Below are 26,017 nucleotides of genomic sequence, written 5' to 3'. Positions count from 1 at the left end.
CGAAGGCAATTTAAGCAACTGAGGTAACCGACATGACCAAAAATGTAGTGGTAATTCGCGCCGGTGGTAAGGTTGAGCAGGTGTCCGTGGAAGATAACGCCAAATCGGTCACCTTTAAAAATGAGCAAAGCGCTTTTCTGGAAATCCCGATCGAGCCGTGGGAGCTCGACGGCGAGACCTACTTCGTCGCCCGTTTCTCCGATCTGGTCACCCAGCAGGAGACGGAGCAAGCTATTCGCCAGTTTCATTAAACCCTAACCGCCTTCGGGCGGTTTTTTTTGCCTGTATGTGGAGGTATCCATGGAAACAGAACGTGAAGTAACAGCCGCTACGCCGACTATCAGCACGCAGGACAGCGCGCTGTCGCATCTGGTCTCCTGCGCAAACCTTGGCGCAAGCATGGTAGTCACGCTGGTGGTAGGCGGACAGGTAGTGGCAGGTGAACTGGTATCAGGTAGAGAGTATGCGCTGTCGACGGCGCAGGCGATTCGTTCTGTTGCTGGCGATGAGGATATTAAAAATCCTATCGCTACTTTTTTCGATCAGCTGGCAGAAGATTACCGCGTCGACGACGAGCATGAGATTCCACTTAACTACCTGCATATTAAAGATCCCTCATGGATGACAGGTAATGGCGGCTGGACAAGTGTAAAGGGCACAATATTACGAGTGCATATTGCGAAAGTCAGCGGGTTTTCATTGGGCAAAGCGAAAAACGCATAAATGCAAAAAAACGGGGCCACAAAAAGGGCCCCATTTTTTATAAAACATTTTTCGGCCAGCGTCGTCTTCTGAGTGCAGGAATACAGGTTAACGCAGTAAGTCGCGCGCCACACACTGAGCAAATTGCCCCGTGCGAAGGAAGTTTATCGGAACAATAAGTTGTAAAAGTAAACTTGTGGCTGCTGCAAACCGGGCACGTAAATTTGAGATTGGGGATAACCCCTCCGGTCTGATGAATTGAGAAACCACCCTAACACGGCAACCCGTTTAAAAGGGATATATCCTCTTTATTTTCAAATAAAAACGTCAATTAAGGTCAGGCAATCGTTTCGATGATTTCCCCTGATGAAGCGGTAATGGCAGGCGTCGTTTAGGTTCTGTTGAGGTTGTTACTGATAAAGTGACACCAGCCCGTTAACATTGAAAAACGAGTTAGCGTGTAACAATAAGCACAAATCTATCCATGCAAGCATTGACCGCCATAACCGGCGGTTTTTTTTTGCGCCAGATAAAGCAAAAACGGCTTCTTACACATAATGTAAGAAGCCGTCGCGGTGGGGGATTATCGTCGTTCATCAATCGTCCCATTTATGGCTAAAATAAGCGGCTAAAAAACCTGAAAACAAAATAATGCCCAGAACCGCCATAAATACATGCATATTTCCCATTTTGTACCTCTCCATTTATTTCACTGATTTGCCTCACTTGAAAATTTTATCGCTGCAATGGAGAGATAATAGCCTGCTAAATATCAACAAACGCTTAATAATGTGAATTAATTCACCGCTTCGGTAAATTTTTTCCGGTACGCCGCGGGCGACAGGGCGTGCTGCTGTTGAAAATGGTGGCGCAGCGAGGCGGCGTTAGCGAACCCGCTGTGACGGGCGATAAGCTCAATGCTCATCCGCGTTTGCGTCAGCAGTGACTGCGCGCGCAGCAACCGCTCGTGCAATATCCAGCGTGCGGGCGTGGTGCCGGTGGCTTCCTGAAAACGACGCAGAAAAGTGCGCTCGCTCATGGCGGTGCGCTGCGCCAGCGCGGCGACCGTATGGTTGCCCGCCAGGTGCTGGTGCAGATAATCAAACAGCAGACCGAGCTGGCGGCTTTCACGTGTTCGCGCCACCGGGCGAGCCAGGTGCTGGGTTTGCGCGCCGTCACGGTGAGGCTGCACCACCAGTCGTCTGGCGACGCTATTCGCTGCCTCAATGCCAAAATCCTCGCGCACCACATGCAGGCAGAGATCGATCCCCGCCGCGCTGCCCGCCGAGGTCATCACATTCCCCTCGTCATAATAGAGAGCGTCGTCCAGCACAACGATGGCCGGATAGTGTTCACGTAACAGGTCGGTATAGCGCCAGTGCGTGGTGGCCTTACGTCCGTTAAGTAAGCCCGCGGCCGCCAGCACAAACACCCCAGAACAGATCGAGATGATACGACAGCCGCGCTGCCAGGCTTGCTGTAACGCACGGCATAAGGCGGGCGGAACCGGGTGATTGGCGCCGCGCCAGCCGGGGATGACCACGGTATCGGCCTCAGCAAGCAGTTCAAGACCGCCTTCCGCCATAATGCGAATGCCGCCGGTAGCGCGCAGTTCGCCCGCATCAACGGCGGCAACGGCAAAGTCATACCACTTATCGCCCATCTCCGGGCGCGGCAGGCCAAACACTTCCACGGCGACGCCAAATTCAAAGGTACAGAGCCCGTCATAGGCGAGGGCGACCACGCGATGGCGGGCCGCAGGGTGTCGTAAAGTTGTCATTATCCTGGTGTTATCTGGCAGAGAAGGGCGCATTCAGGGCGCGCTGTTTTGGTTAGATTAGTGTTAACACAACCACGGAGAAAAGACGATGAGCTATGTAACCGATATTCCCGCCGCCTCCCCGGAAGAAGCCGCCAGCCACTTTATGCACCGCCTGAGCGTCGAGACGGACTGCGCGGATGTGCACCACGCCCTGACCCATAACGAGAAAGATTTTGTCTTACTGCACGTAGTCGGCAGCCCGGATGCGTTTGCGCGTCGCCATCTGCCGGGCGCGATCCATCTGCCTCACAACACTATTACGCCGGAGCGGATGGCCGAATGGCCCGCCGATACGCTGTTCGTAGTTTACTGCGCAGGCCCGCACTGCAACGGGGCTGATTTCGCAGCACTGAAGCTGGCGCGCCTTGGGCTGGCGGTAAAGATCATGATCGGCGGTATTACCGGTTGGCAAGATGAGGGTTTTCGCTTCGCCAGTGGGATAGAGCACGCCGCCTGATCGGGGATTAATTTCATCTTTCTGCACTGAACATGAATAATTTTCATGGGACGTGAAATTTTCTCGTTTGCCGCCGTGCGCCCGGTATGACATTTTGTTTGGACATTTAGCCGTCCAGAAGTCTAAATGTTCAAATAATGAATTATCACGCCGGGCAACCATCTGCCACGGCGCATAAGGAGAGAGTTATGCAGCGACATCAGGCCCCGTTCCGCGCAGACGTAGTCGGCAGCTTTTTACGTCCCGACGCCATTAAGCAGGCGCGTCAGCAGTTTGCGCAGGGTGAAATCAGCGCCGATCAGCTGCGTCATGTTGAAAACGAAGAGATTCGTCAGGTAGTGGAACAGCAGTGTGCCTGCGGTCTGCACGTGGTGACTGATGGCGAGTTTCGCCGCGCCTGGTGGCATTTTGATTTCTTTGCCGGGCTGGAGGGCGTTGAGCTTTTCGAAGCCGAGCAGGGGATCCAGTTCAATGGCGTGCAGACTAAAGCACACGGCGTGCGCGTGACAGGCAAAGTGAGCTTCAAAGACCACCCGATGCTGGAAGATTTTCGCTATCTGAAGAGCATCAGCGGCGATGCGCAGCCGAAAATGACCATCCCCAGCCCGAGCGTGCTCCACTTCCGCGGCGGCCGTAAGGTGATCGACGCGACGGTATACCCTGAGCTGGATGCCTATTTCGACGATCTCGCCACCACCTGGCGCGATGCAATCCGCGCGTTTTATGACGCTGGCTGCCGCTATCTGCAACTGGACGATACCGTCTGGGCCTATCTCTGCTCTGACGTGCAGCGCAAGCAGATTGTCGCCCGCGGTGACGATCCGGAAGAGCTGGCGCGCATTTACGCCCGCGTACTGAACAAGGCGCTGGAGGGTAAGCCGGAAGATTTGACCATTGGTTTGCATGTCTGCCGCGGCAACTTCCGCTCGACCTGGATCTCCGAAGGGGGTTACGAGCCGGTAGCAGAGGTGCTGTTCGGCGGCGTTAATGTCGATGCCTTCTTCCTTGAGTATGACAACGACCGCTCCGGTGACTTTGCGCCGCTGCGCTTTGTGCGCCCAGGCAAACAGCAGGTAGTTTTGGGTCTGATCACCACTAAAAACGGTGAGCTTGAGAACCCGGAAGGGGTGAAAGCGCGTGTTGAGGAAGCGGCGAAGTATGTTGATATCAGCCAGATTTGCCTCAGCCCGCAGTGCGGTTTCGCCTCAACCGAAGAGGGCAATTCCCTGACGCCAGAGCAGCAGTGGGAGAAAGTACGGCTTGTGACCCATATCGCCGAGCAGGTGTGGTAACAGGCACCGTCCTGGTTTGCCTCCGCTGCGCAATTGCCGGATGGCGGCTTCGCCTTATCCGGCCTACAAAAACGGAGCTCGCTGAAACGGCGTAGGCCGGATAAGCGTTTACGCGCCATCCGGCAATGGCGTGACCATGGTGGAATGGTTCCGTTCACCAGGCGTTGGGGAGTTTCATTAATCTCTTATGCGGTGAACGGGACAAGGGAAGCGGCCGCGCTCCCCTTGTCAATCCCCGCGGCCCCGCGAGGAAATCGGTGCTGCGCACTGCGCTCACCTCCCGCGTGTCTGCCTGCGGCCGGCTCGACTCGACATCCTGTCTCGGTTCGCCTCTGTCCGCCATCCATGGCGTCCAGACCTTGTCATTCACGCTTCGGTTCGCCGATTTCAGCGGGGACACAACCCCCTCGCTGTGATATTGCAGATATAAAACCGCATCGGTTTCGCTGTGGGCTCGTTTTTGTAGGCCGGATAAGGCGGAGCCGCCATCCGGCAATGGTGTGGCAGGGATAATGCCGGATGGCGCTGGCGCTTATCCGGCCTACGCCGTTCCAGGGGCTTCGTTACCGTAGGCCGGATAAGGCGGAGCCGCCATCCGGCAAGGGGTACGGGAAGATAATGCCGGATGGCGCTGGCGCTTATCCGGCCTACGCCGTTTCAGCGGCTTCGTTACCGCAGGCCGAATAAGGCGCAGTTGCGATCCGGAATGACGGGCATCACTTTATTGCGTCTGCAACACGCCCCATGGCCGGACGCGCATCCCTTTGAGCATCATCAGCCACGCGATGACAATGGTGACGATCAGGATAACAAACAGCGACCAGGGCGGCAGCGTGGTGAGGATCACGCCGGTTAACAATGGGTTCATCGCCGCGCCCAGCCAGCCGAGCGCCTGCGCCGAGAAATAGGTCGCTTTCATGCCCGGCGGCGCAATGTTATCAATCAACAGATACTCGCCTGGGGCATAGATCACCTCGCCGAGGGTAAAGACCGCGGCAGAGAGGCCCCACAGCCATAAATTGTCGCCAGAGAGCATAAAGCCCGCGAGACCGATAACAAAACTGAGCGTGCCAATCCCCATCAACGGCCGCAGGTTGCCAGGGGTGAGCTTTCGCCCAACGGCATACTGCAAGGTGACGACTATCGCTGCGTTGACCGGCAGAACCACCGCCACCACGCGCTCGGCGAACTCACTGCTGGCCACCACCATCACATACTGCGACAGGCAGGACGCAAAAGAGCCGGCAACGAACGAGGCGAGAAAGTTCGAGAGGGTAAACCAGCCCAGCGCTTTATCCTTCAGCAGCACCGACGGAGACCAGGCCGCGGCGGGATCGTGACCACTGCCAACGGCAATGCGCTGCACATAGAGCTGAATAAAGACCAGCGGAAATGCGGCGCAGAACACGGCCAGCCAGAAGGGCAGATTGATGCTCTGCATCACCAGCAGGGTGCCGAGCGGCGGCCCGACGGTCCAGCCGATATTGAGAAAGGTGTAGTTGAGCGAGAAAATTTTCGCCTTCGTCGCTGGCAGCAATGTATCAGCAAAATAGGCCTTCAACACCGTTGAAAAGACCGAATAGGCGCAGTTGATGAGGGCGAAAAAGAGCACCACCAGGCCAGCATGATGCGTCAGCGGAATAGCGGCAAATCCACCGATAAAGGCGACAATTGCCAGCAACATGTAGCGTTTTTTGTCGAACTTATCCGCCAGCATGCCAAAGCCAAGACTGAAGATGACGCCGATGGTCAGGGCGATACTCATCGCATAGCCGACCTGATCGACCGCCATGCCGTACTGGCGATTGAGGTAGATAGTCATGAACGGCAGCGTTGCGCCGCGGCCAATCGTTAACAAAAGTGATGAAAAAAGTAATGCGGCGGTGGAGCGCGTTTGTGTCGAGGTCATTTTCTTACCCGGCATGATTATTTTCGTTTTTGTGATGCCAACAGCAATAACACGCCGAAACTGAGGCGCACAACCGCCAATTTGTCTGGAGGTGCCAAAAACGACCTACCGAATTTAATGATCTATTACTGGACTATTTTTTCAGTTAACGTAAATTTTTTACAAATTTGTAAACAAAAAGGGGCGTAGATGGCGCGTAAAGATGTGCTGCTGGCAATGCTGGTAGTCGTGGCCTGGGGCCTCAATTTTGTGGTGATCAAAGTGGGTCTGCACGCCATGCCGCCGCTGATGCTCGCGGGGCTACGCTTTCTGTTGGTCGCTTTCCCGGCGTTGCTGTTTGTCGCCCGACCCAAAGTGCCGATGCGCCTGCTGCTCGGGTATGGCCTGACCATCAGCTTCGGGCAATTCGCGTTTCTCTTCTGCGCTATCAAGTTCGGTATGCCCGCAGGATTAGCCTCGCTGGTTCTGCAAGCGCAGGCCTTCTTCACCATCATTCTCGGGGCGGGGATCTTTGGCGAACGGTTGCAAGTCAAACAGCTGGCCGGCATTGCGCTGGCGGTCGTGGGCGTGCTGGTGCTGATTCAGGCGAGCTTCACAGGGCAACATATTCCGCTGCTCGGCTTTATGCTCACGCTGGCGGGGGCCTTTAGCTGGGCCTGCGGCAATATCTTCAATAAAAAAATTATGCAGCACAGCTCGCGCCCGGCGGTGATGTCGCTGGTGGTGTGGAGCGCGCTGATCCCGATTGTGCCGTTTATGGTCTGCTCGCTGATTTTCGACGGCCCGGCGCTGATGCTGGAAAGCGTGGTGGCGATCGATACCACGACGCTGCTGTCGCTGGTCTATCTGGCATTTATTGCCACCATTCTCGGCTACGGAATTTGGGGAACGCTGCTGGGGCGATATGAAACCTGGCGTGTTGCGCCGTTATCGCTGCTGGTGCCGGTGGTTGGCATGGCAAGTGCAGCCCTGCTGCTGGATGAGAAATTATCCGCGATGCAGCTGGCCGGTGCCGTGCTGGTGATGGCCGGGCTCTATATCAATGTGTTTGGTTTTCGTCTGCGCCGGGCGGCACAGGCAAACTGAAGGTAAAAAAAAGCCCCGCACGGTACGGGGCAAAACGGTTAGCTGCGTTGATGGTAATACGCTACGCCTAACTCGTCAGATTTGTCGCTTCCCGCCCCCATATGGTTGAAGTCATACGGCGATGTTTGTTGGGCAGCGGGTATGATCATGGCGTCACGGGCGCTTTGCCCTTTGCTGTGATCAAACTGCTCCGCATAACTCTGGCCACTCAGCAGCACCAAAAATGCCGCTGCGGCACAGGTAATACGTTTCATACTTTCCTCGATACGTCTTTAATTACAGGCGATTAGTTAACAAGCGTGATTTAGCGGATAGAGATAGCGGGACTCCGCAGGCATATCCGTGACACGGAACTTATGCGGCGGCACGTCAAAATAGTTTTTGAACGTGCGGGTCAGGGTCTGTTGCGATTCAAACCCGTAACGCTCCGCCAGATACAGGATCGGCTCATTGCTTCCCTTGAGCTTCTGCGCAATTTCCGTCAGCTTGCGGCTGCGAATGTATTGTCCCAGTGAATGACCAGTCTCTTTTTTAAACATCCGTTGCAGGTGCCACTTAGAGTAACCCGAACGCTCTGACACCTTTTCCAGGGAGAGCGGCGACTCCAGGTTATCCTCGATCCAGTCCAAAATGCTATGAATGGTAATAGCGTCAGTGTTGCGTCTGGACATCGTCATACCTCTTTGTTTTTACGGCAAGACTTTCTTAAGCAAATGCTCAAGTGTTGCCACTTCTTCTGCGGTTAAGTTTTTTGTTAATTCCTGATGCAGGTCTTGACCCACTAATTGATGACATTGCTCACAGAGCGTCGCGCCTTCAGGTGTTAATCGCACCAGCACGCCGCGCTTGTCATTAGGATTCGGGCTGCGTTCAATCCACCCTTTGCACACCAGCCTGTCCATCATGCGGGTCAGTGCGCCAAGGTCGACGGAGAGAACTTTTTTCAACTCAACCGGGGTAATACACCCTTCACAGCGGACAGAGCAGAGCACCTTAAACTGGGCGGCAGTGATATCCAGCGGCGAAAGATAGTCGTTGAGTAAACGATCTTTTTTTTGGTTAACCATGTGGATCAAGCGGCCTAAAGGAATGATGTCGTTAAATAGATCATTCGTGCTTTTCACAATGGTTGCCCCGGCAAGTAGTTTAATCACGGCAGATATTATTGCTCAGGCAAATATAAGTCAACCAAATGGGTATCGGATGCCACTAATTGCTAAAACTTTTCACGCTTAAGAATGTTTTTAATTTCATCTAGTTGAATTTACGCAACTTTTACCCATTATCAGCATAAGTGAAGGCGCTTTTGCCGCCGCGTTGCGGCTATACTGGCGGGGTTGTTAACCGGGGAGAGGTGAAACGTACCATGATGGAATTGATCAAAGTTATCGGTCTCGGGCTGGTGGTATTGCTGCCGCTGGCTAATCCGCTGACCACCGTCGCGCTGTTCTTAGGCCTGGCGGGTAACATGAACAGCGTCCAGCGAAACCAGCAGGCGCGCATGGCTTCGCTCTATGTCTTTATCATCATGATGGTCGCCTGGTACGCAGGCCAGGTGGTGATGAACACCTTTGGCATCTCGATTCCAGGCCTGCGCATTGCCGGTGGGCTGATTGTGGCGTTTATCGGCTTTCGCATGCTCTTTCCACCGGCGAAAAGTCATGAGTCGCCGGAGACAAAAGCCAAAACGGCGGAGCTGGCGGATGAGCCGGAGACCAATATTGCCTTTGTACCGCTGGCGATGCCGAGCACTGCCGGGCCGGGCACCATTGCGATGATTATCAGCTCGGCATCGACCGTTCGCCACGGCGCTGATTTTCCCGCCTGGGTGATCGCCGTTGCGCCGCCGCTGGTTTTTGCCGCCGTGGCGCTGATTTTGTGGGTAAGCCTGCGCAGCTCCGGCGCAATTATGCGGCTGGTGGGCAAGGGCGGCATTGAAGCCATCTCGCGGCTGATGGGCTTCCTGCTGGTCTGTATGGGCGTGCAGTTCATCATTAATGGCGTGCTGGAGATTATCTCGACCTATCCGGCGGGCGCCTGATGCGCCAGCTCTCCTGCTTCATTCTCTGCTGCTGTCTGCTTATCGTCGGCTGCCAGCAGCAACAACGCGTCGAAGCGCCGCTTGGGCAGAGCAGCTTTACTGCGTATCAACAGCAGACGCGCGATTATGTCGCCGCCCACCGCGCCTTTCAGACGCTGGATAAACCCGCCGAATTACGGCTCAATACGCCGCAGGAGTGGCGACCGGCGCAGAGAGCGCGCAAGGGGATTTTGCTGATCCACGGTCTTGGCGACGGGCCGGGATCGTTCGTCGATATTGCCCCGCAGCTTGCCCGCAAAGGGTTTCTGGTGCGCACGGTGCTGCTGGACGGCCACGGCACGCGTCCTGCCGACCTGATTGGCGTCAGCGTTGACCAGTGGCGGCAGGTGGTGAATGAGCAGGCGGCGATTCTGGCAAAAGAGGTCGATTCGCTCTGGTTGGGCGGCTTCTCTACCGGCGGCAACCTGGCGCTGGAATATGCCATGGCGCATGACAACGTGCAGGGGCTGCTGCTCTTCTCGCCGGCCTTCAGGCCAAGTACCCGCTACGCTTTTCTGGCGCCGACGCTGGCGCTGTTTCGCGACTGGCTGCGCCCGCCGGGGGCGCTTTTCCCCCAGCAGATCGCCACCCGCTATCTGCGCGTGCCGACCAACGGTTTTGCCCAGTTCTGGCGAACCAGCGCCAGCGCGCAGAGTTTGCTGGCGCAGAAGTCCTTCAATAAGCCGACGCTGGTGGTGTTAACGGAGCATGATTCGGTGCTGGATACGCGCTGGATCCTCGATCGCTTCGACCGCGCCTTTACCCATCCCGCCAGCCGTGCGATCTGGTACGGCACGCCGCCGTTCGAATCAGTGACAATGTCACGTCTGCGCGTGAAAACCGATATGCTACCGCAGGATCGCATCAGCCAGTTTTCCCATATGTCGGTGCTCTTTTCACCGGATAATCCGCTCTATGGTCGCCAGGGCAGCGTAAGGCTTTGCGGTAACGGGCAGTCGGAAGCGGCGGCACAGCGTTGCCTGAAGGGTGACGAGGTGTGGTATTCCGATTGGGGGTTAGTGACGCCGGGGAAAATTCACGCCCGGTTGACGTGGAACCCGTGGTTTGCATGGCAGAATTCGGTGATGCACGACGTTATCACCGCAGCGCCCTGATGGTGGAAACCGCGGCGATCCCGTAGGCCGGATAAGCGTAGCGCCATCCGGCATTATCCCCGCCACACCACTGCCGGATGGCGGCTGCGCCTTATCCGGCCTACAAAATCGAGCCTACAGCGACACCAGTGTGGCTTTTATCTGCGATATGGCAGCGAGGGGTTGTGTCCCCGCTGAAATCGGCGAACCGAAGCGTGAATGACAAGGTCTGGACGCCATGGATGGCGGACAGAGGCGAACCGAGACATGGAGCGAAGCCCGGAACGGGCGAGCAAGTCGAGTCGAGCCGGCCGCAGTCAGGCACGCGGGAGGTGAGCGCAGTGCGCAGCACCGATTTCCTTGCGGGGCCGCGGGGATTGATAAGGGGAGCGCGGCCGCTTCCCTTATCCCGTTCACCGCATAAGAGATTAATGAAACTCCCCAGCGCCTGGTGAACGGAATCATTCCACCAAAGCCACATGCAAACCCCATTGCCGGATGGCGCGTAACCGCTTATCCGGCCTACGCCGTTTCAGAACGATCACACTGACTCGCTCTGCTCCTCGAGCTGCACCGGCCAGCGGCGGAAAATCACCACCGCCCACACCAGCGCGGCAATCGCCGGGACGGCACCAGCATAACCGATGGTGCTCATCGACCAGTGCAGGCTCACCTGATTTCCCACCAGCGCACCTGCACCAATACCGATATTGAAAATCCCGGAAAAGAGCGCCATCGCCACATCGGTGGCATCCGGCGCCAGCGCCAGCACTTTCACCTGCATGCCGAGGCCAATAATCATAATCGCCACGCCCCAAAACAGGCTTAGCACGGCGAGATAGCTTTCGCTCCCGGCGGCAGGAAGCAGCATCACCAGCGAAATCACCAGCAGCCCGATGGCGCTGCACACCAGCCCGGAGGCGTGTCGGTTGCCGAGTTTACCGAACAGCACGCTGCCAATAATTCCCGCACCGCCAAGCAACAGCAGCAGGATAGTTGCGAAATTGGCGCTAAAGCCCGCTACATTCTGCACAAACGGCTCAATATAGCTGTACGCGGTGTAATGGGCGGTCACCACCACTGCCGTCAGCACATAGATGCTGACCAGCGCCGGGCGACGGAACAGCAGCGGCAGGCTTTTCAGCGAGCCGGAGTGCTCGCTGTTGAGCGTCGGCAGCAGCTTCACCAGGCAAATAAGCGTTACCAGCGCGCCCATGCCAATCACAAAGAAGGTGGTGCGCCAGCCAAAGTACTGCCCGACGATGCGGCCAATCGGCAAGCCGAGCACCATCGCCAGCGCGGTACCGGTGGCGAGCAGGCTTAACGCCTGGGCGCGTTTACCCGCCGGTGCCAGGCGGATCGCCAGTGAGGCGGTAATCGACCAGAAGATGGCATGCGCAAACGCAATGCCGATACGGCTAATCACCAGCACCTCAAAATTCCACGCCAGGAAGGAGAGAACATGGCTGGCGATAAACAGCACAAACAGCGCAATCAGCAGTTTTCGCCGCTCAATATGGCTGGTTAGCAGCATAAAGGGCAGCGACATCAGCGCCACCACCCAGGCGTAGATGGTCAGCATAATCCCGACCTGCGGGGTCTCCATATCGAAGCTTTGGGCGATATCAGAGAGCAACCCCACCGGCACAAATTCGGTGGTGTTGAAAATAAAAGCGGCAACGGCAAGCGTAACCACCCGTAGCCACGCGACTTTACGTGAAACAGTATTCGTCATCATAAGAGTGCTTTGGGTTGGTTTGAGAGAAGAAGAGGCGAAGATCTTAATGCTTTTGCCGACGGAAAGACAAACTTTTTGTGATGTAGATCTCATTTTTCATTCAGCAAAAAAATAGCGGTTGCGCCGCCGAAGGTTTGCCGTCAGAACAAAAGAAAAGATGAGGAAAAACAATGCACACAATTGACTTCTATCTGGTCGACGCTTTCAGCGACCACACCTTCGGCGGTAACGCCGCCGCGGTCTGTCCACTTACCGAGTGGCTGCCGGACGAGCTGTTACTGAAAATGGCGCAGCAGCATAACCAGTCGGAAACCGCTTTTTTTGTGCGCAACGACAGCGGCTTCGAGCTGCGCTGGTTCACGACGCAGGATGAGATCAATCTCTGCGGTCACGCGACGCTCGCCGCCGCTCACATTATCTTCGAATACCTCGATTATCCAGAGACTGAGATCCGCTTCAGCACCCGTTTTGTCGGCGAGTTAACCGTTGCGCGCAACGGCGACTGGCTCACTCTCAATTTTCCGGCATGGACAACCCAGGCCGTTGAGAACCCGCCGCCGCTGCTGCTGGAAACGCTGGGCATTGCGACGGCGCAGGCGGTGTATGAAGGGCGCGATTACATGGTCGTGCTGGAGAGCCAGGCGCAGGTCGAAGCCTTACAGCCCGATATCGCCGCCATGAAACCGCTGGGGAAAATGGTCTGCGTCACGGCACCGGGAGAGGAGTATGACTTTGTCAGCCGCTTCTTCTGCCCGGGCGAGTCGGTGGCCGAAGATCCGGTTACCGGTTCGTCGCACAGCATGCTGATCCCTTACTGGGGCGAGAAGCTTGGCAAAACGGTGATGCAGGCGCGCCAGGTCTCCGCGCGCGGCGGCGATCTGCGCTGCGAGTGGCGGGGCGATCGGGTGTTGATTGGCGGCCAGGCGACGCTCTATTTAATCGGCAAAGTCTATCTGCGCTAGCACAATGACCGGGGGCGATAGCGCCCCCGCAGCGCGCTTATTACGGCAAGCGCGCAATGTTAGTTTTGATCACCTCAACGGAGTGGTTGAACTTTGCCACTTCGTCGTCGGTTAAGTTCAGTTCGATAATCTGCTCCACGCCGCTGTGGGTCAGCACCGCAGGCACGCCAATCGCCACATTGTGCGCGCCATACTCCCCGTCAAGAATGCAGGAGATCGCCAGCGCGCGGTGGCTGCCGGTAAAGATATTGCGGCAGATCTCGGCGATCGTGCCGGCAATGCCATATTCGGTACAGCCTTTGCGGGCGAAGATCTCAAAGCCGTGGCGGCGCACGCGATCCGCCAGTGCATCTGCATCCAGCGGCTGGCCGGTCTTTTGTTGATAGACGTCGGCGATGGGCGAACCATAAATCGATGAGTGCGACCACACCGGGAACTGCGTATCGCCATGCTCGCCCATAATAAACGCGTCAATGCTCTGCGCGCCGATATCCAGCGTCTGCGCCAGCAGACGGCGAAGACGGGTGGTGTCGAGCCAGACGCCGGTGCCGATCACCTGGTTGCGCGGCAGGCCGGAGAGGGACCACACCTGCCAGGTAATGATGTCGCAAGGGTTGGTCGCCACAAGGAAAATGCCGTTAAAGCCGTTTGCCATCATGGTGGGCACAATGTTTTTAACAATGCGCGCGGTGTTGGCAAGCTCATCCAGCCGCGTCTGGCCGGGCTTCAGCGCGCCACCGGAGACGGTAATCACCGCGATATCGACATCCGCACACGCCTCGATGGAGCGGGTGGAGACGATCATCATCCCCGGCATAAACGCGGCGGCATCCGCCAGATCCTGCGCGTGTCCCTCTACGCGCTGGGCGTTAACATCCACCAGGATCAGCTCTTCACAAATGTTCTGGTTTAAAAGAGCGTAAGCGGCAGACGCACCGACATTACCGGTGCCGATAATCATCACTTTGCGGGCTTTTGTATTCATGGCGATTCCCTTGTCAGAATATTCTTGTGCGTAAAGTACAGCCTGTTATTGCCGGGGTGCAATATTGTCGCGGATCTATAGGTTATTCATATGAGTTAAGCGGCGGAATTTTCGCTAATTTAACAACGCGATAACTATAAGGAGCCGCTATGTACCGTATTGTTGATGCCACCGCCACGCAGCCGGAGGTGATTGCCCTCATCGCCGCCCTCGACCACTACCAGACCGCGCTCTACCCGGCAGAGAGCAACCATCTGGTCGATCTGGCTTCCTTTCCCGAAGAGACGCTGATCCTGCGTAAAATCGTGCATCAGCAGGATGCTGTTGGCTGCGGCGCGGTGTTGCTTAATGAGGATGGCAGCGCGGAGATGAAGCGGGTGTTTATCGATCCGACGCACCGCGGGCAGAAGCTGGGCGAGCAGCTGATTGCCGCGCTGGAGCAGGCGGCGAGCGAGAAGGGGTGCCACACGCTGCGGCTGGAGACGGGCATCGAGCAGCACGCGGCGGTGAAGCTTTATCAGCGCTGCGGATACCAGATTTGCGAGGCGTTTTCGCCCTATGAGCCTGACCCGTTAAGTGTATTTATGGAGAAGCAGTTGCCTGATGCGCTGCGAGCGTAGGCCGGATAAGGCGTAGCCGCCATCCGGCAATCAGCCGCGGTTTCAGGGGCTCCGTTCACGTAGGTTGGATAAGCGTGTAACGCGCCATCCGGCGATGGGGTTTTCATGTGGCATTGGTGGAATGATTCCGTTCACCAGGCGTTGGGGAGTTTCATTCATTTCTTCTGCGGTGAACGGGACAAGGGAAGCGGCCGCGCTCCCCTTGTCAATCCCCGCGGCCCCGCGAGGAAATCGGTGCTGCGCACTGCGCTCACCTCCCGCGTGCCTGACTGCGGCCGGCTCGACTCGACTTACTCGTCCCATCCATGGGACTCGCCCCTCCGGGGCCAGCGCAAGCGCTGTTCAAAATTGCTCCCGGCAATTTTGTCCCTGTCTCGGTTCGCCTCTGTCCGCCATCCATGGCGTCCAGACCTTGTCATTCCCGCTTCGGTTCGCCGATTTCAGCGGGGGTCAACAACGCCGCTGTGATAACGCAGGTAAAGGCAATATCGGTGTGGCTGTAGGCTCGTTTTTGTAGGCCGGATAAGGCGGAGCCGCCATCCGGCAATTGTGTCGCGGAGACAATGTCTGATGGCGCTGCGCTTATCAGGCCTACGCGGTTTCAGCCGCACCTTTCCTGTAGGCCGGATAAGCGTTTACGCGCCATCTGGCATAAAAAACCGCACGCCGAAAACCCTACGGCAACAGCGCAATAAATGCTTCAAGGTGTCGGCTTTTCGCGCCGCGTCGCCACACCAGCCAGGTGGTGAGCCAACGCCACTCCTCTGCCAGCGGCCAGGCATTGACCTGCTGATGGGCGGGCATGCTCTCCAGCATACTGCGTGGGATCAGCGCCAGCCCGGCACCGGCAATCACGCAGGCCAGCATGCCGTGGTAGGACTCCAGCTCGTGAATTTTCCCCGGCGTGGCGCGGTCGGCCTGAAACCAGCTCTCAAAATGGCGGCGATAAGAGCAGTTAGCGCGAAAGGCATAAATACTGGCACCGTTCACCTGCGAAGCGCGGGTAATCGGCTCATGGCCCGCCGGGGCGACAATCATCATCTCTTCGCGATAGACCGGAATGCCCTCCAGCCCCGGGTGCATAATCGGCCCGTCAACAAACGCCGCGCTCAACGTCCCCTCAAGCACGCCGTCAATCATGGTGCCGGAAGGGCCGGTGGAGAGATCGAACTGGATGCGCGGGTAGCGCTGGTTATAGGCGGCGAGCGTCGCCGGAATACGCACCGCGGCGGTGCTCTCCAGCGCGCCCAGCGAGAACAACCCCTGCGGCTCATCGCCCGCCACCACCATCCGCGCCTCATCCACCAGCGCGAGGATCTGCTGGCTGTAGCGCAAAAAGCTGTGTCCGGCAGGCGACAGGCGCAGGCGCTGATTTTCGCGGATAAAGAGATCGACGCCGAGATCCGCTTCCAGCTGGCGAATGCGCGTCGTCAGATTTGACGGCACCCGGTGCACCTTCTGCGCGGCCTGGGTAATGCTGCCGGTCTGCGCCACGGCGTTAAACATCTCAAGCTGGGTTAAATCCATGCTGTTCTCATAATGTGAATGGTGAAGTTAATATTATTCAGTTTTCAGAAATAACAAACTGCGTCACCCTAATGCAAGTTCTGAAATCATTGAGGGAAAAAATAATGTCTCCGACCGCCACCACCCATGCACTCTCCATCAACCCGGCAACGGGTGAAACCCTGCGCGCCACGCCGTGGGCCAGCCGTGAAGAGGTTGACCGCGCGCTGGCGTTGGCCGATAGCGGCTACCGCCACTGGCGCAACGTCAGCGTCAATGAGCGCGCGCAGAAGCTGCGCGATCTGGCCGCCGTGCTGCGTCACCGCGCAGAAGAGATGGCGCTGATGATGAGTGAAGAGATGGGCAAACCGATCCTGCAGGCGCGGGCAGAAGTGGCGAAGTCCGCCGCGCTGTGCGACTGGTACGCCGAGCATGGCCCGATGATGCTCGGCAGCGAAGCCACCCAGGTCGAAGCGCAGCGTGCGCGCATCGAATATCGCCCGCTGGGGCCGATTCTGGCGGTGATGCCGTGGAACTTCCCGCTCTGGCAGGTGCTGCGCGGCGCGGTGCCGATCCTGCTGGCGGGCAACAGCTATCTGTTAAAACATGCGCCGAATGTGCTCGGATCCGCGGCGCTGATCGGCGAGTTGTTCAGCGAAGCCGGGTTCGCGCCGGGCGTCTTTGGCTGGGTCAATGCAACCAATGAGGGCGTTAGCCAGGCAATTAACGATGCGCGCATTGCCGCCGTGACCGTCACCGGCAGCGTGCGTGCCGGGGCGGCAATCGGTGCTCAGGCCGGTGCGGCGCTGAAAAAGTGCGTGCTCGAACTGGGCGGTTCCGATCCCTTTATCGTGCTCAACGATGCCGATCTCGATCTGGCGGTGAAAGCCGCTGTTGCCGGGCGTTATCAGAATACCGGGCAGGTGTGCGCCGCGGCGAAACGCTTCATTGTTGAAGAGGGGATCGCCGACGCGTTCACCGAGAAATTTGTCGCTGCGGCGGCGGCATTACAGCAGGGCGCGCCGGAAAAAGAGGAGAACTACCTTGGGCCGATGGCACGCTTCGATCTGCGCGACGAGTTGCACGCTCAGGTTGAGGCGAGCATCAAAGAGGGCGCCACCCTGCGACTCGGCGGCGAGAAGACGCCGGGCAACGGCAACTACTACCCGGCGACGGTGCTGACCAACGTTACGCCGCAGATGACGGCGTTCCGCCAGGAGCTGTTTGGCCCGGTTGCTGCGATCAGCACCGCCCGCGATGCAGAGCATGCGCTGGCGCTGGCCAACGACAGCGACTTTGGCCTCTCGGCCACGGTGTTCACCGCCGACAGCGCGCAGGCCGAGTGGTTTGCCGATAATCTCGAGTGCGGCGGCGTGTTTATCAACGGCTTTAGCGCCAGCGATCCGCGTGTGGCTTTTGGCGGCGTGAAGAAGAGCGGCTTCGGGCGCGAACTCTCCCACTTTGGTTTGCACGAGTTCTGCAACGTTCAGACCGTGTGGAAAGATCGTCTGTAAGCGCAACGCGCCCCTGTGGGGCGCGTCATCACTGGCTGTCATGGATGTGTCATGATCCTTTTGTAGACTCACCGCAACTTAGTGGTTACAGAAGAATATCATGAACTTAACGCAAATTTTACGCCGAGTTTTTCGGCGTATCGCACCGCAGCAGTTTGGTTTGTTGGCCGGGATTTTTTGCATCATCGCGCTCTTTTCCGCCCTGCAAATCGCCTCCTCCTTTTTCCTTACCGCCTCGCTTCGCAGCGCGCAGCACGATGAGAGCCTGAACCAACAGGCGCATCTGCAACAGGTGCGGGCAGACGAAGCGCGCATTGCGCTTCTCAGCGCAAGCGATCTGCTCAACCGCGCCGGGGTCTACTTTATGCAGGATAAAGCGACCGGTTCAGACGGCAGCTGGCACAGCCTGATGGACGAAACTCAGCAGGCGCTGGCTGCGTCGAATAAAGCCTGGCTTGCCTTTCAGGCACTCAACCCGCCAAAAGATGACGGGCTGGTCAACAGCTATCAGCTCTTTTATGGCGCGCTGAAAGAGCAGGCTGACGGGCTGGTGAAAACCCAGTCGATCGACGCCTTTTTTGCCGTTCCGGCACAGGCATTCCAGGCCGATTTCAACGATAACTACGCCCGTTTTCAGCAGGCTGGCGCACAGCACGCCGAGCAGGGAAGGCAGTCGCTGCTTGCCAGCCTCAGCCGTTTGCAGCAGGTCTTTATGCTGATCCCGGCGCTGCTGGTCGCCATTGCGCTGGTGGTGTGGTTCGGCATGTCGCGCTGGGTCATCACGCCGCTGCGTACACTGATTGCTCACATCAATATTCTTGCCGCCGGCGATCTCGGCACGCCATTGCCGCCGGTGCAGCGCTTCAACCGCGAAATCACTCAGCTTAGCCATAGCGTCGGCACCATGCAGCGGGGGCTGCAACAGCTGGTGATGCAGGTGAGCGACGCCACCGCGTCAATGATTGGTACCATCGGCAGCCTGGCGGAAGGCAACCAGTCACTTAATCAGCAGTCGGCGAAGCAGGCGCAGGAACTGAACGATGTTACCGAGCATATCGCCACGCTGGAGTCGCACGTCGAGGGCAATACCGGTTTTGCTGAAGAGGCGCGCCAGCAGGCAGATGAAGCACGTAAAGTCGCGGCGGGCGGCGACAGGATGATGGAGACGGTGACGCAGTCGATGCGCGAGATTGTCGACCGCTCCGCCGAGATGCGCAATATCGTGGCGCTGATCGACGGCGTGGCGTTTCAGACCAACATTCTGGCGCTGAATGCTGCTATCGAAGCGGCGCATGCGGGCAACCACGGGCGCGGCTTCGCGGTGGTGGCAAAAGAGGTGGGCTTACTGGCGCGTAAGAGCAGCCACTCGACGCAAACCATTCAGCAGCTGATTAACCACTCATTGCAGGGGATCAACGATGGCACCCAGGCGGTGAGCCGTCTCGAAGATAACCTGCAACAGGTGACCGGGCTGGTCGGGCATCTGAGCGGGGTGTTGAGTGAAATTTCTGCCGCCACGCTGAGCCAGGGCGAGAGCATCCATAAGATGACCCGACGCCTTCACTCCCTTAACAGTGTGGCGCGGCGCACCGGTGAGCTGGTGACCACAGCAGCCGCGGCCTCCGAGCAGCTTTATCACGATTCTCAGGTATTGATGCAAGCGGTTGCGCGTTTTCGTCTCAGCGCCTGACGCGGCAAAACAGCTCTGGTATACTCGCAGCCCGATTTGGCCTGTGGGCGAGGAGTGAAAGTGGCATCGGTGATGGATAATGGCGTGCTGGAGACGATAGTCGACCAGGTACGCCCGCTGCTGGGACGCGGAAAGGTCGCGGATTATATCCCGGCGCTGGCGGCAGTCAGCGGCAATAAACTGGGTATCGCGATCAGCACCGTCAATGGGGAGCACTATCAGGCAGGCGATGCCGATGAGCGCTTCTCCATTCAGTCGATCTCAAAAGTGCTTAGCCTGGTGGTGGCAATGAACCACTACGGTGAGGAGGAGATCTGGCAGCGCGTCGGCAAAGATCCTTCCGGCCAGCCTTTCAACTCGCTGCTGCAACTGGAGATCGAGCAGGGCAAGCCGCGCAATCCGTTCATTAACGCCGGGGCGTTGGTGGTGTGCGATATGCTGCAAAGCCGCCTCAGCGCACCGCGCCAGCGGATGCTGGAGATTGTGCGCAAGCTCGCAGGCGTCGAGGATATCGTTTACGACACGGCGGTGGCGCGATCGGAGTTCGACAACGCCGCGCGCAACACGGCTATCGCCTGGCTGATGAAATCTTTCGGCAACTTCCACAATGATGTCACCACTGTTCTGCAAAACTACTTCCACTACTGCGCGCTGAAGATGAGCTGCGCTGAGCTGGCGCGCACCTTTCTTTTCCTCGCGCAGAGCGGGCAGGCGGAGCACCTCGGCCAGCCAGTGGTGTCGCCAAGGCAGGCGCGGCAGATTAACGCCCTGATGGCGACCAGCGGCATGTACCAGAACGCCGGGGAGTTTGCCTTCCGCGTCGGCCTGCCGGCGAAGTCGGGCGTTGGCGGAGGGATTGTGGCGATTGTGCCTCATGAGATGGCGATTGCCGTCTGGAGCCCGGAGCTGGATGACGCGGGCAACTCACTGGCGGGTGTCGCGCTGCTGGAAGCGCTCAGCCAGCGCCTTGGTAGATCGGTCTACTGATGGCGGATCTCGACGCGCTGTTTGCCCGCCTTGGGCGCTCAACCTTTCGCTCCCGTTTTCGCTTAGGCGCAAAGGAGCGGCATTACTGCGAAGAGAAGGGGGCAGAGGTGATTGCTGCCCACGCCGCCGATTTCGTCGCCCGGCGCCTTGCGCCTGCGCTGCCTGACAATGACGGTAAACAGACGCCGATGCGCGGCCACCCGGTGTTTATCGCCCAGCATGCCACCGCCACCTGTTGTCGCGGCTGTCTGGCGAAGTGGCACGCCATTACACCGGGTCAGCCGCTTTCACCCGCGCAGCAGCAGTATGTTGTTGATGTGATTTATCACTGGCTGGTGATACAGATGAATTCGCCGCGCTGATGGCGGTTGCGCAACACCCTATAGCGGAAAACAAGCATGCTAAGCTTTAGGCTATTTCCGACGCTACTTCGGGCAGCTCCTGCCGCCCGCGACAGGAATTGAGATTTGATGCGAGCTTTGTTGTCCTCCTGGCGTCCGTTCAGGGAAGAGACCCCGCTGATAAATGCGGGGATGATTTTTGCGCTGACCACGCTGTTCTATTTTATCGGCGCGATGATGCGCCTGGTCGAGGAGTTGTCGCTCTTCTGGCCGCTAAACGCGGTGATGGCCGGGGTCTTCGCCCGCTACGCGTTTTTGCATCGCTGGCACTACTACTTAATCAGCTATGTCGCGATGCTGGCTTACGATGCCGTCACCACCAGTTGGGGCACGGCGTCGCTGATCATCAACTTCTCCAATATGGTGTTTATTATCACCATGGCGCAGCTTATCGGTTGGGAGCGGCGCCAGATCGCCAAGACGCCACAGCCGATCAATGCCCTGAAACTCTTTAGTTACTGTCTGGTGGCGGCGCTGCTCTGCGCCTTCTTTGGCGCGCTGGGCTCGGTCGGGATTGACGATCAGGGTTTCTGGCCGCTGCTGGCGGACTGGTTTGGCGAGCAGTTCTCAACGGGCGTGCTGATTTTGCCCTGCCTGCTGACCATGACGCGCCCGCGCGCGCTCAAAGGCTTTTCACTGCCGCAGGTGATACCGATCCTTGCGCTGGCAGTGTCGGTCGCCGCCTCGGTGATGATTGGCGGTGCCGGAAGCCTGGCGTTTCCGCTCCCGGCGCTGATCTGGTGCGCGGTGCGCTATTCACTGCCGTTAACCTGCCTGGTGACGCTTATCACCGGCGGGCTGGAGATTATGCTGGTCTCCAGCGGGCAGATCGATATTCACGTCCACTCGCCGTTTGATATTCCGCAGATGCTCTCGGCGCGCCTTGGCGTGGCAACGATGGCCATCTGCCCGGTGATCGTCTCGGTCAGCGTTGAAGCCATCAACCGCCTGATGCGCCAGGTGTCGCTGCGCGCCGATTTTGATTTCCTCACCCGCGTTTACTCCCGCTCCGGCCTGTATGAAGCCCTGCGCAAAGAGGAGAAGCGCTTTGTCGGCAAGCATCTGTCGGTGATGCTGATGGATATCGACTACTTCAAAAGCGTCAATGACAGTTATGGTCACGAGTGCGGCGACAAAGTGCTGACTTCGTTCGCGCAAAAAGTGCAGCAGGAGCTTGGCACACGCGGGCTGGTGGCGCGTATGGGCGGCGAGGAGTTTGTGGTGGTCGCCGTAACGGACGATGCGACGGCAGGCAAAGCGCTGGCGGAGACGCTGCGCCATGCGGTGGAAACCCATCTCTTTAAATGGCGCCAGCAGACGCTACATCTGACGATGAGCGTCGGCATCGGGCACGGCACGCCGGACCCGCGCCAGTTAACCGAGGGGTTCAATGATCTGCTGGCCGAGGCCGATGAGCATCTCTACCGCTCGAAGAACCATGGCAGAAACTGTACTAGCGATAGCCAAAACGATGCGCGGGAAGTGACTGTTTCGCCCGCCACGTGAAATAAGCAACACAATAAATATTAATAACTTATAAATATCTTGCGGCTGATTTTTGAGACCCATATGATTAACGTCGCGCGGTCGCAAGCAGCGGATTCGCTCACCCTGACAAACGTGCCGAATAGGCTACGCTTAATGCTGTAAACCGTTGTCTACTCGCCCGTTTGCTCGAGCGCGGCGGTCCAGACTGAGAATGATGAGATCGGCACTCTATGAAAACACCTGCGATTCCCGCAAATGAGGCACAGCGCCTGGCGTCATTACATGACTCCGGCCTGCTGGAGGGTGGCGTCAACGCCCGTTTAGACCGCTTAACGCGCCTGGCGCAACGGATGTTCAATGTCCCGGCGGCGTTGATTACGCTGGTCGATGAAGAGACGCTCCATTTTAAATCCACCGGCGGTTATCCGGCTGAAGCCCAGACGCTGCCGCGCAACATCTCCTTTTGCGGTCACGTCATTTTGTCTGAAACGGCGATGATCATTGAAGATACCCATCTTGATGAGCGATTTACCGATAATCCGCTGGTGACCGGCGAACCGCACATTCGTTTCTATGCCGGTTACCCGCTGCGCCTGCCGGACGGCGCGCTGGTGGGATCGCTGTGCGTGATTGATAAAGCGGCGCGCGGCTTTTCCGGCGCGGAAGTCGACACCCTGAAAGATTTCGCCATGATCGTCGAAGATGAGTTCGCGGTGATGAGCGCGGCGACGACCGATGAGTTAACCGGACTCTTTAACCGCCGTGGCTTCGATAACCTGGCGAAGTTCGCGATTGTTGGCGCACGCCGTCGCGCGCAGCCATTGACGCTGGCGTGGATCGACCTTGATAACTTTAAAGAGATTAATGACACCTACGGCCACGGCGAAGGGGATGAAGCCCTGAAGGCGATGGCGGAGGTGATGACCGCCAGCCTGCGCGAAGCGGATCTGCGGGTTCGCTACGGCGGCGACGAGTTCGCGATTGTCTTCTCCGATACCAATGAAGAGGGCGCATGGATTGCGATGCAGCATCTGGTCGAACAGGTTGAGGCCTGGAACCAGCAATCGGGTAAACCCTGGAAGCTCGGTTTCTCCTGGGGCGTCAGCGAGTTTAATCACGATGGCAGTGACGATCTGCGCGCCTGGATGAAAGAGGCGGATGAGAAGATGTATGCCATGAAATCCCGCAACAATCGCGGGCGCTGATCCATAACGAAATCGTATGGGCGCGGCGCTTGAGTTAGCCTGTTCCGCGTTGAATAGTGGTCATTTTACAAGGAAGACAAATGACCGCTTATCATATCAATAGCCTCTCTGGTGAGGCGATCCTCTGCCATATCGACAGCCTGTGCGGCGTGCTGGAAAACTGCGTCGCCGGCGGTGCCTCCGTCAGCTTTATGCACCCGCTTTCGCGGGAAAAATCACATCAATTTTGGTCCGGGGTTGCCGCAAGCGTAACGCGCGGCGAGCGTATTGTCCTGGCGGCGCAGGATGAGGCGGGTGAGGTTGTCGGTACCGTGCAGGTGGTGCTCGATCAGCCGGAGAACCAGCCGCACCGCGCCGATGTCTCGAAATTACTGGTGCATGGTAACGCGCGACGTCAGGGGCTGGCGCGTCGCCTGATGACAGCGCTGGAGCGTGAGGCGCAGGCGCACGGCAAAAACGTGCTGGTGCTGGATACGGCGACCGGAAGCGGAGCGGAGAACTTCTACACCGCCTGCGGCTGGCAGCGGGTGGGTGAGATCCCGCGTTATGCGCTGATGCCGGATGGAAATGTGACGGCGACGACACTTTTTTACAAGTTCATATAACTGGCGTCAATAAGCCGCACCAGTTTGATCAAAACAGGGTTTCATGGTCGTAAAGTCTGATAAGTTATTACACCAATCTTCCAAGGTTGTATGACTAATCTAAAAAAGGAACCCACTGTGAACACATTAAACCGTCGCAATTTTCCCGGGGCTGACTATCCAGAACGTATTATTCAGTTTGGCGAAGGGAATTTTTTGCGCGCTTTTATCGACTGGCAAATCGATCTGTTGAACGAGCACACCGACCTCAACGCCGGTGTGGTGGTGGTTCGTCCAATCGAGAGTGATTTCCCGCCTTCTCTGAGCACGCAGGATGGTCTCTACACCACCATTATTCGCGGCCTCAACGAGCAGGGCGAAGCGGTGAGCGACGCGCGTCTTATCCGCTCCGTTAATCGTGAAATCAGTGTTTACACGCAGTATGACGAGTTTCTTAAACTGGCACACAATGCGGATATCCGCTTCGTTTTCTCCAATACCACTGAAGCGGGTATCAGCTACCACGCCGGGGATAAATTCGATGATGCCCCGGCGGTAAGCTACCCGGCTAAACTGACCCGCCTGCTGTTTGAACGCTTCCGCCATTTTGCCGGCGCGCAGGATAAAGGCTGGATCATTATCCCTTGTGAATTAATTGATTATAACGGCGACGCGCTGCGTGAACTGGTGCTGCGTTATGCCAACGAGTGGGCGCTGGGCGCGGAATTTATCCAGTGGCTTGAGACTGCGAACAGCTTCTGCTCGACGCTGGTTGACCGCATTGTTACCGGTTATCCGCGTGATGAAGTGGCGAAACTGGAAGCGGAGCTGGGTTATCAGGATGCCTTCCTCGATACCGCCGAGCACTTCTATCTGTTTGTTATTCAGGGGCCTAAATCGCTGGCCGCTGAGCTGCGTCTGGATAAATACCCGCTGAACGTGCTGATTGTGGACGACATCAAGCCATATAAAGAGCGTAAAGTGGCGATCCTCAACGGGGCGCATACGGCGCTGGTGCCGGTCGCGTTCCAGGCGGGTATCGATACGGTCGGCGAAGCGATGAGTGACACGGAGATCTGTGCCTTTGTTGAGAAGACGATTTACGAAGAGATCATTCCGGTGCTGGATCTGCCGCGCGACGAACTGGAGTCTTTCGCCAGCGCAGTGACCGGGCGTTTCCGTAACCCCTATATCAAACATCAGCTGCTCTCTATCGCCCTGAACGGCATGACCAAATACCGCACCCGCATTCTGCCGCAGCTGCTGGCAGGGCAGAAAGCCAGCGGTGAATTACCTGCGCGCCTCACCTTTGCGCTGGCGGCGCTGATTGCGTTCTATCGCGGTGAGCGTGACGGGAAGAGTTATCCGGTGCAGGATGATGCGCACTGGATTGAGCGTTACCAACAGCTGTGGAGCCAGCATGGTGACCGTCAAATTAACACCCGCGAGCTGGTGAGTGCGGTGCTGTCGGTGAGCGATCATTGGGAGCAGGATCTGAGCAAGGTGCCGGGTCTGGTGGAGCAGGTGACGCGCGATCTGGATGCGATTCTGCTGCGCGGCATGCGCGAAGCGGTAAAACCGCTCTGCTGTTAGCTGGCTGTTAAATGCCGGATGGCGCTGGCGCTTATCCGGCCTACATTTTTCACTTCCACAATCCACTCGATCCCCGTAGGCCGGATAAGGCGTAGCCGCCATCCGGCAATTCCACACTCCACCCGATCCCGTAGGCCGGATAAGGCATAGCCGCCATCCGGCAAAACAGCGAAAGCTGAAAGCACCCATCTAGTTACAACATACTATTAGAGGGTTGTATAACAGGTTCCAGCAACCTCTGCGCCAATACCTCGTCGGGCAGGGCGAAATTGCGTCACAATCCATTAGCAAACTTGCAACTG

Annotated in this window: 26 protein-coding genes; 17 read left to right on the top strand and 9 right to left on the bottom strand. The window is 57.6% G+C overall.

Features of this window, described 5'->3' with window-relative positions; translation table 11 throughout:
• The first annotated feature begins 32 nt into the window (after positions 1 to 32).
• On the top strand, positions 33 to 251 hold the full coding sequence (locus ABIC80_RS06445) for a hypothetical protein (RefSeq protein ID WP_042715639.1): 219 nt from the start codon (positions 33 to 35) through the stop codon (positions 249 to 251).
• 49 nt (positions 252 to 300) lie between these two features.
• Positions 301 to 723, top strand: a complete 423-nt coding sequence (locus ABIC80_RS06440) for a hypothetical protein (protein ID WP_200133064.1) — start codon at positions 301 to 303, stop codon at positions 721 to 723.
• 575 nt (positions 724 to 1,298) lie between these two features.
• On the opposite strand, the gene mgtS is transcribed toward ABIC80_RS06440, so the two are convergent.
• Together mgtS and ftrA are read right to left on the bottom strand one after the other, a co-directional pair.
• Complete coding sequence (mgtS, locus tag ABIC80_RS06435; RefSeq protein ID WP_023481773.1) at positions 1,299 to 1,391, bottom strand: protein MgtS; 93 nt, start codon at positions 1,389 to 1,391, stop codon at positions 1,299 to 1,301.
• A gap of 107 nt (positions 1,392 to 1,498) precedes the next feature.
• Positions 1,499 to 2,503: a transcriptional regulator FtrA gene (gene ftrA, locus ABIC80_RS06430; protein ID WP_429176495.1), complete on the bottom strand. Its 1,005-nt coding sequence runs from the start codon at positions 2,501 to 2,503 to the stop codon at positions 1,499 to 1,501.
• Between the two features lie 67 nt (positions 2,504 to 2,570).
• Here ftrA and ABIC80_RS06425 point away from each other — a divergent pair, with 67 nt between their 5' ends.
• Together ABIC80_RS06425 and ABIC80_RS06420 are read left to right on the top strand one after the other, a co-directional pair.
• Positions 2,571 to 2,981, top strand: coding sequence for a rhodanese-like domain-containing protein (locus ABIC80_RS06425; RefSeq protein ID WP_312424931.1), 411 nt, complete (start codon positions 2,571 to 2,573; stop codon positions 2,979 to 2,981).
• Between the two features lie 188 nt (positions 2,982 to 3,169).
• Entirely contained in the window at positions 3,170 to 4,273 is a 1,104-nt protein-coding gene (locus tag ABIC80_RS06420; protein WP_429176104.1) for a cobalamin-independent methionine synthase II family protein, read from the top strand.
• A 721-nt stretch (positions 4,274 to 4,994) separates the two neighbouring features.
• Here ABIC80_RS06420 and ydeE read toward each other — a convergent pair.
• Positions 4,995 to 6,182: an efflux MFS transporter YdeE gene (ydeE, locus tag ABIC80_RS06415; protein WP_242390018.1), complete on the bottom strand. Its 1,188-nt coding sequence runs from the start codon at positions 6,180 to 6,182 to the stop codon at positions 4,995 to 4,997.
• Positions 6,183 to 6,371: 189 nt separating this feature from the next.
• Here ydeE and eamA point away from each other — a divergent pair, with 189 nt between their 5' ends.
• Positions 6,372 to 7,268 (top strand): O-acetylserine/cysteine exporter, encoded by an 897-nt coding sequence (eamA, locus tag ABIC80_RS06410; protein WP_312278685.1) that lies wholly within the window; start codon positions 6,372 to 6,374, stop codon positions 7,266 to 7,268.
• Positions 7,269 to 7,306: 38 nt separating this feature from the next.
• On the opposite strand, the gene marB is transcribed toward eamA, so the two are convergent.
• From marB to marR, 3 genes are read right to left on the bottom strand one after another with little or no spacing between them, the layout of a single operon-like run.
• On the bottom strand, positions 7,307 to 7,522 hold the full coding sequence (marB, locus tag ABIC80_RS06405; protein WP_042715626.1) for a multiple antibiotic resistance protein MarB: 216 nt from the start codon (positions 7,520 to 7,522) through the stop codon (positions 7,307 to 7,309).
• 36 nt (positions 7,523 to 7,558) lie between these two features.
• Entirely contained in the window at positions 7,559 to 7,939 is a 381-nt protein-coding gene (marA, locus tag ABIC80_RS06400; protein ID WP_023478575.1) for an MDR efflux pump AcrAB transcriptional activator MarA, read from the bottom strand.
• 18 nt (positions 7,940 to 7,957) lie between these two features.
• Positions 7,958 to 8,392, bottom strand: coding sequence for a multiple antibiotic resistance transcriptional regulator MarR (gene marR, locus ABIC80_RS06395; RefSeq protein WP_023478578.1), 435 nt, complete (start codon positions 8,390 to 8,392; stop codon positions 7,958 to 7,960).
• A 242-nt stretch (positions 8,393 to 8,634) separates the two neighbouring features.
• On the opposite strand from marR, the gene ABIC80_RS06390 reads away from it, so the two are divergent.
• Both ABIC80_RS06390 and ABIC80_RS06385 read left to right on the top strand, forming a co-directional pair.
• On the top strand, positions 8,635 to 9,309 hold the full coding sequence (locus tag ABIC80_RS06390; protein ID WP_042715624.1) for a MarC family NAAT transporter: 675 nt from the start codon (positions 8,635 to 8,637) through the stop codon (positions 9,307 to 9,309).
• Positions 9,309 to 10,463 (top strand): alpha/beta hydrolase, encoded by a 1,155-nt coding sequence (locus ABIC80_RS06385; RefSeq protein ID WP_429176102.1) that lies wholly within the window; start codon positions 9,309 to 9,311, stop codon positions 10,461 to 10,463. The genes ABIC80_RS06390 and ABIC80_RS06385 overlap by 1 nt, the downstream gene beginning before the upstream one ends.
• Positions 10,464 to 10,983: 520 nt before the next feature.
• On the opposite strand, the gene ABIC80_RS06380 is transcribed toward ABIC80_RS06385, so the two are convergent.
• Positions 10,984 to 12,180 (bottom strand): sugar transporter, encoded by a 1,197-nt coding sequence (locus tag ABIC80_RS06380; RefSeq protein ID WP_094419817.1) that lies wholly within the window; start codon positions 12,178 to 12,180, stop codon positions 10,984 to 10,986.
• A gap of 170 nt (positions 12,181 to 12,350) precedes the next feature.
• Between ABIC80_RS06380 and ABIC80_RS06375 the strand changes: the two genes are divergently transcribed.
• Complete coding sequence (locus ABIC80_RS06375) at positions 12,351 to 13,142, top strand: PhzF family phenazine biosynthesis protein (protein ID WP_429176101.1); 792 nt, start codon at positions 12,351 to 12,353, stop codon at positions 13,140 to 13,142.
• Between the two features lie 40 nt (positions 13,143 to 13,182).
• Here the strand turns inward: ABIC80_RS06375 and ABIC80_RS06370 are convergent, their stop codons facing one another.
• Entirely contained in the window at positions 13,183 to 14,127 is a 945-nt protein-coding gene (locus ABIC80_RS06370; RefSeq protein ID WP_429176100.1) for an L-lactate dehydrogenase, read from the bottom strand.
• A gap of 149 nt (positions 14,128 to 14,276) precedes the next feature.
• Here ABIC80_RS06370 and ABIC80_RS06365 point away from each other — a divergent pair, with 149 nt between their 5' ends.
• Positions 14,277 to 14,747, top strand: a complete 471-nt coding sequence (locus ABIC80_RS06365) for a GNAT family N-acetyltransferase (RefSeq protein WP_429176098.1) — start codon at positions 14,277 to 14,279, stop codon at positions 14,745 to 14,747.
• Positions 14,748 to 15,422: 675 nt separating this feature from the next.
• On the opposite strand, the gene ptrR is transcribed toward ABIC80_RS06365, so the two are convergent.
• Positions 15,423 to 16,274 (bottom strand): putrescine utilization regulator PtrR, encoded by an 852-nt coding sequence (ptrR, locus tag ABIC80_RS06360; protein WP_139964810.1) that lies wholly within the window; start codon positions 16,272 to 16,274, stop codon positions 15,423 to 15,425.
• Positions 16,275 to 16,378: 104 nt separating this feature from the next.
• Between ptrR and sad the strand changes: the two genes are divergently transcribed.
• From sad to ABIC80_RS06320, 8 genes are all read left to right on the top strand, one after another.
• Entirely contained in the window at positions 16,379 to 17,767 is a 1,389-nt protein-coding gene (gene sad, locus ABIC80_RS06355; RefSeq protein WP_429176095.1) for a succinate-semialdehyde dehydrogenase, read from the top strand.
• 100 nt (positions 17,768 to 17,867) lie between these two features.
• The gene (locus tag ABIC80_RS06350) at positions 17,868 to 19,457 is read left to right on the top strand and encodes a methyl-accepting chemotaxis protein (RefSeq protein ID WP_263752280.1); all 1,590 of its coding nucleotides are present in this window, start codon (positions 17,868 to 17,870) and stop codon (positions 19,455 to 19,457) included.
• Positions 19,458 to 19,517: 60 nt separating this feature from the next.
• Positions 19,518 to 20,444, top strand: a complete 927-nt coding sequence (gene glsB / locus ABIC80_RS06345; RefSeq protein WP_094419823.1) for a glutaminase B — start codon at positions 19,518 to 19,520, stop codon at positions 20,442 to 20,444.
• A complete protein-coding gene (locus tag ABIC80_RS06340) occupies positions 20,444 to 20,806 on the top strand; it encodes a DUF4186 domain-containing protein (RefSeq protein WP_429176093.1) in 363 nt (120 codons plus the stop codon). Before glsB ends, ABIC80_RS06340 begins: the two co-directional genes overlap by 1 nt.
• Positions 20,807 to 20,914: 108 nt before the next feature.
• Positions 20,915 to 22,351, top strand: a complete 1,437-nt coding sequence (locus tag ABIC80_RS06335; RefSeq protein ID WP_429176090.1) for a diguanylate cyclase domain-containing protein — start codon at positions 20,915 to 20,917, stop codon at positions 22,349 to 22,351.
• A 212-nt stretch (positions 22,352 to 22,563) separates the two neighbouring features.
• Positions 22,564 to 23,538 (top strand): GGDEF domain-containing protein, encoded by a 975-nt coding sequence (locus tag ABIC80_RS06330; RefSeq protein ID WP_042715599.1) that lies wholly within the window; start codon positions 22,564 to 22,566, stop codon positions 23,536 to 23,538.
• 80 nt (positions 23,539 to 23,618) lie between these two features.
• Positions 23,619 to 24,143 (top strand): GNAT family N-acetyltransferase, encoded by a 525-nt coding sequence (locus ABIC80_RS06325; RefSeq protein WP_429176087.1) that lies wholly within the window; start codon positions 23,619 to 23,621, stop codon positions 24,141 to 24,143.
• A gap of 117 nt (positions 24,144 to 24,260) precedes the next feature.
• Positions 24,261 to 25,715 (top strand): tagaturonate reductase, encoded by a 1,455-nt coding sequence (locus ABIC80_RS06320; RefSeq protein WP_429176085.1) that lies wholly within the window; start codon positions 24,261 to 24,263, stop codon positions 25,713 to 25,715.
• The last annotated feature ends 302 nt before the right edge of the window (positions 25,716 to 26,017 follow it).

The sequence above is a fragment of the Kosakonia sp. 1610 genome, assembly GCF_050435845.1.
GTDB lineage: Bacteria > Pseudomonadota > Gammaproteobacteria > Enterobacterales > Enterobacteriaceae > Kosakonia > Kosakonia cowanii.
The sequence above is the reverse complement of the archived record's forward strand: the minus strand, read 5'-3'. Positions and strand labels throughout refer to the sequence as shown.

What these genes read in the sequence shown, in the direction of transcription:
- ptrR (WP_139964810.1), bottom strand. Translation starts at nt 16,274, where the DNA reads ATGGATTTAACCCAGCTTGAGATGTTTAACGCCGTGGCGCAGACCGGC.
- ABIC80_RS06370 (WP_429176100.1), bottom strand. Translation starts at nt 14,127, where the DNA reads ATGAATACAAAAGCCCGCAAAGTGATGATTATCGGCACCGGTAATGTC.
- ABIC80_RS06350 (WP_263752280.1), top strand. Translation starts at nt 17,868, where the DNA reads ATGAACTTAACGCAAATTTTACGCCGAGTTTTTCGGCGTATCGCACCG.
- marA (WP_023478575.1), bottom strand. Translation starts at nt 7,939, where the DNA reads ATGTCCAGACGCAACACTGACGCTATTACCATTCATAGCATTTTGGAC.
- ABIC80_RS06325 (WP_429176087.1), top strand. Translation starts at nt 23,619, where the DNA reads ATGACCGCTTATCATATCAATAGCCTCTCTGGTGAGGCGATCCTCTGC.
- ABIC80_RS06390 (WP_042715624.1), top strand. Translation starts at nt 8,635, where the DNA reads ATGATGGAATTGATCAAAGTTATCGGTCTCGGGCTGGTGGTATTGCTG.
- ABIC80_RS06385 (WP_429176102.1), top strand. Translation starts at nt 9,309, where the DNA reads ATGCGCCAGCTCTCCTGCTTCATTCTCTGCTGCTGTCTGCTTATCGTC.
- ydeE (WP_242390018.1), bottom strand. Translation starts at nt 6,182, where the DNA reads ATGACCTCGACACAAACGCGCTCCACCGCCGCATTACTTTTTTCATCA.
- sad (WP_429176095.1), top strand. Translation starts at nt 16,379, where the DNA reads ATGTCTCCGACCGCCACCACCCATGCACTCTCCATCAACCCGGCAACG.
- ABIC80_RS06375 (WP_429176101.1), top strand. Translation starts at nt 12,351, where the DNA reads ATGCACACAATTGACTTCTATCTGGTCGACGCTTTCAGCGACCACACC.
- marB (WP_042715626.1), bottom strand. Translation starts at nt 7,522, where the DNA reads ATGAAACGTATTACCTGTGCCGCAGCGGCATTTTTGGTGCTGCTGAGT.
- ABIC80_RS06425 (WP_312424931.1), top strand. Translation starts at nt 2,571, where the DNA reads ATGAGCTATGTAACCGATATTCCCGCCGCCTCCCCGGAAGAAGCCGCC.
- ABIC80_RS06420 (WP_429176104.1), top strand. Translation starts at nt 3,170, where the DNA reads ATGCAGCGACATCAGGCCCCGTTCCGCGCAGACGTAGTCGGCAGCTTT.
- ABIC80_RS06335 (WP_429176090.1), top strand. Translation starts at nt 20,915, where the DNA reads ATGCGAGCTTTGTTGTCCTCCTGGCGTCCGTTCAGGGAAGAGACCCCG.
- ABIC80_RS06365 (WP_429176098.1), top strand. Translation starts at nt 14,277, where the DNA reads ATGTACCGTATTGTTGATGCCACCGCCACGCAGCCGGAGGTGATTGCC.
- eamA (WP_312278685.1), top strand. Translation starts at nt 6,372, where the DNA reads ATGGCGCGTAAAGATGTGCTGCTGGCAATGCTGGTAGTCGTGGCCTGG.
- ABIC80_RS06330 (WP_042715599.1), top strand. Translation starts at nt 22,564, where the DNA reads ATGAAAACACCTGCGATTCCCGCAAATGAGGCACAGCGCCTGGCGTCA.
- ABIC80_RS06440 (WP_200133064.1), top strand. Translation starts at nt 301, where the DNA reads ATGGAAACAGAACGTGAAGTAACAGCCGCTACGCCGACTATCAGCACG.
- mgtS (WP_023481773.1), bottom strand. Translation starts at nt 1,391, where the DNA reads ATGGGAAATATGCATGTATTTATGGCGGTTCTGGGCATTATTTTGTTT.
- ABIC80_RS06380 (WP_094419817.1), bottom strand. Translation starts at nt 12,180, where the DNA reads ATGATGACGAATACTGTTTCACGTAAAGTCGCGTGGCTACGGGTGGTT.
- ABIC80_RS06340 (WP_429176093.1), top strand. Translation starts at nt 20,444, where the DNA reads ATGGCGGATCTCGACGCGCTGTTTGCCCGCCTTGGGCGCTCAACCTTT.
- ABIC80_RS06445 (WP_042715639.1), top strand. Translation starts at nt 33, where the DNA reads ATGACCAAAAATGTAGTGGTAATTCGCGCCGGTGGTAAGGTTGAGCAG.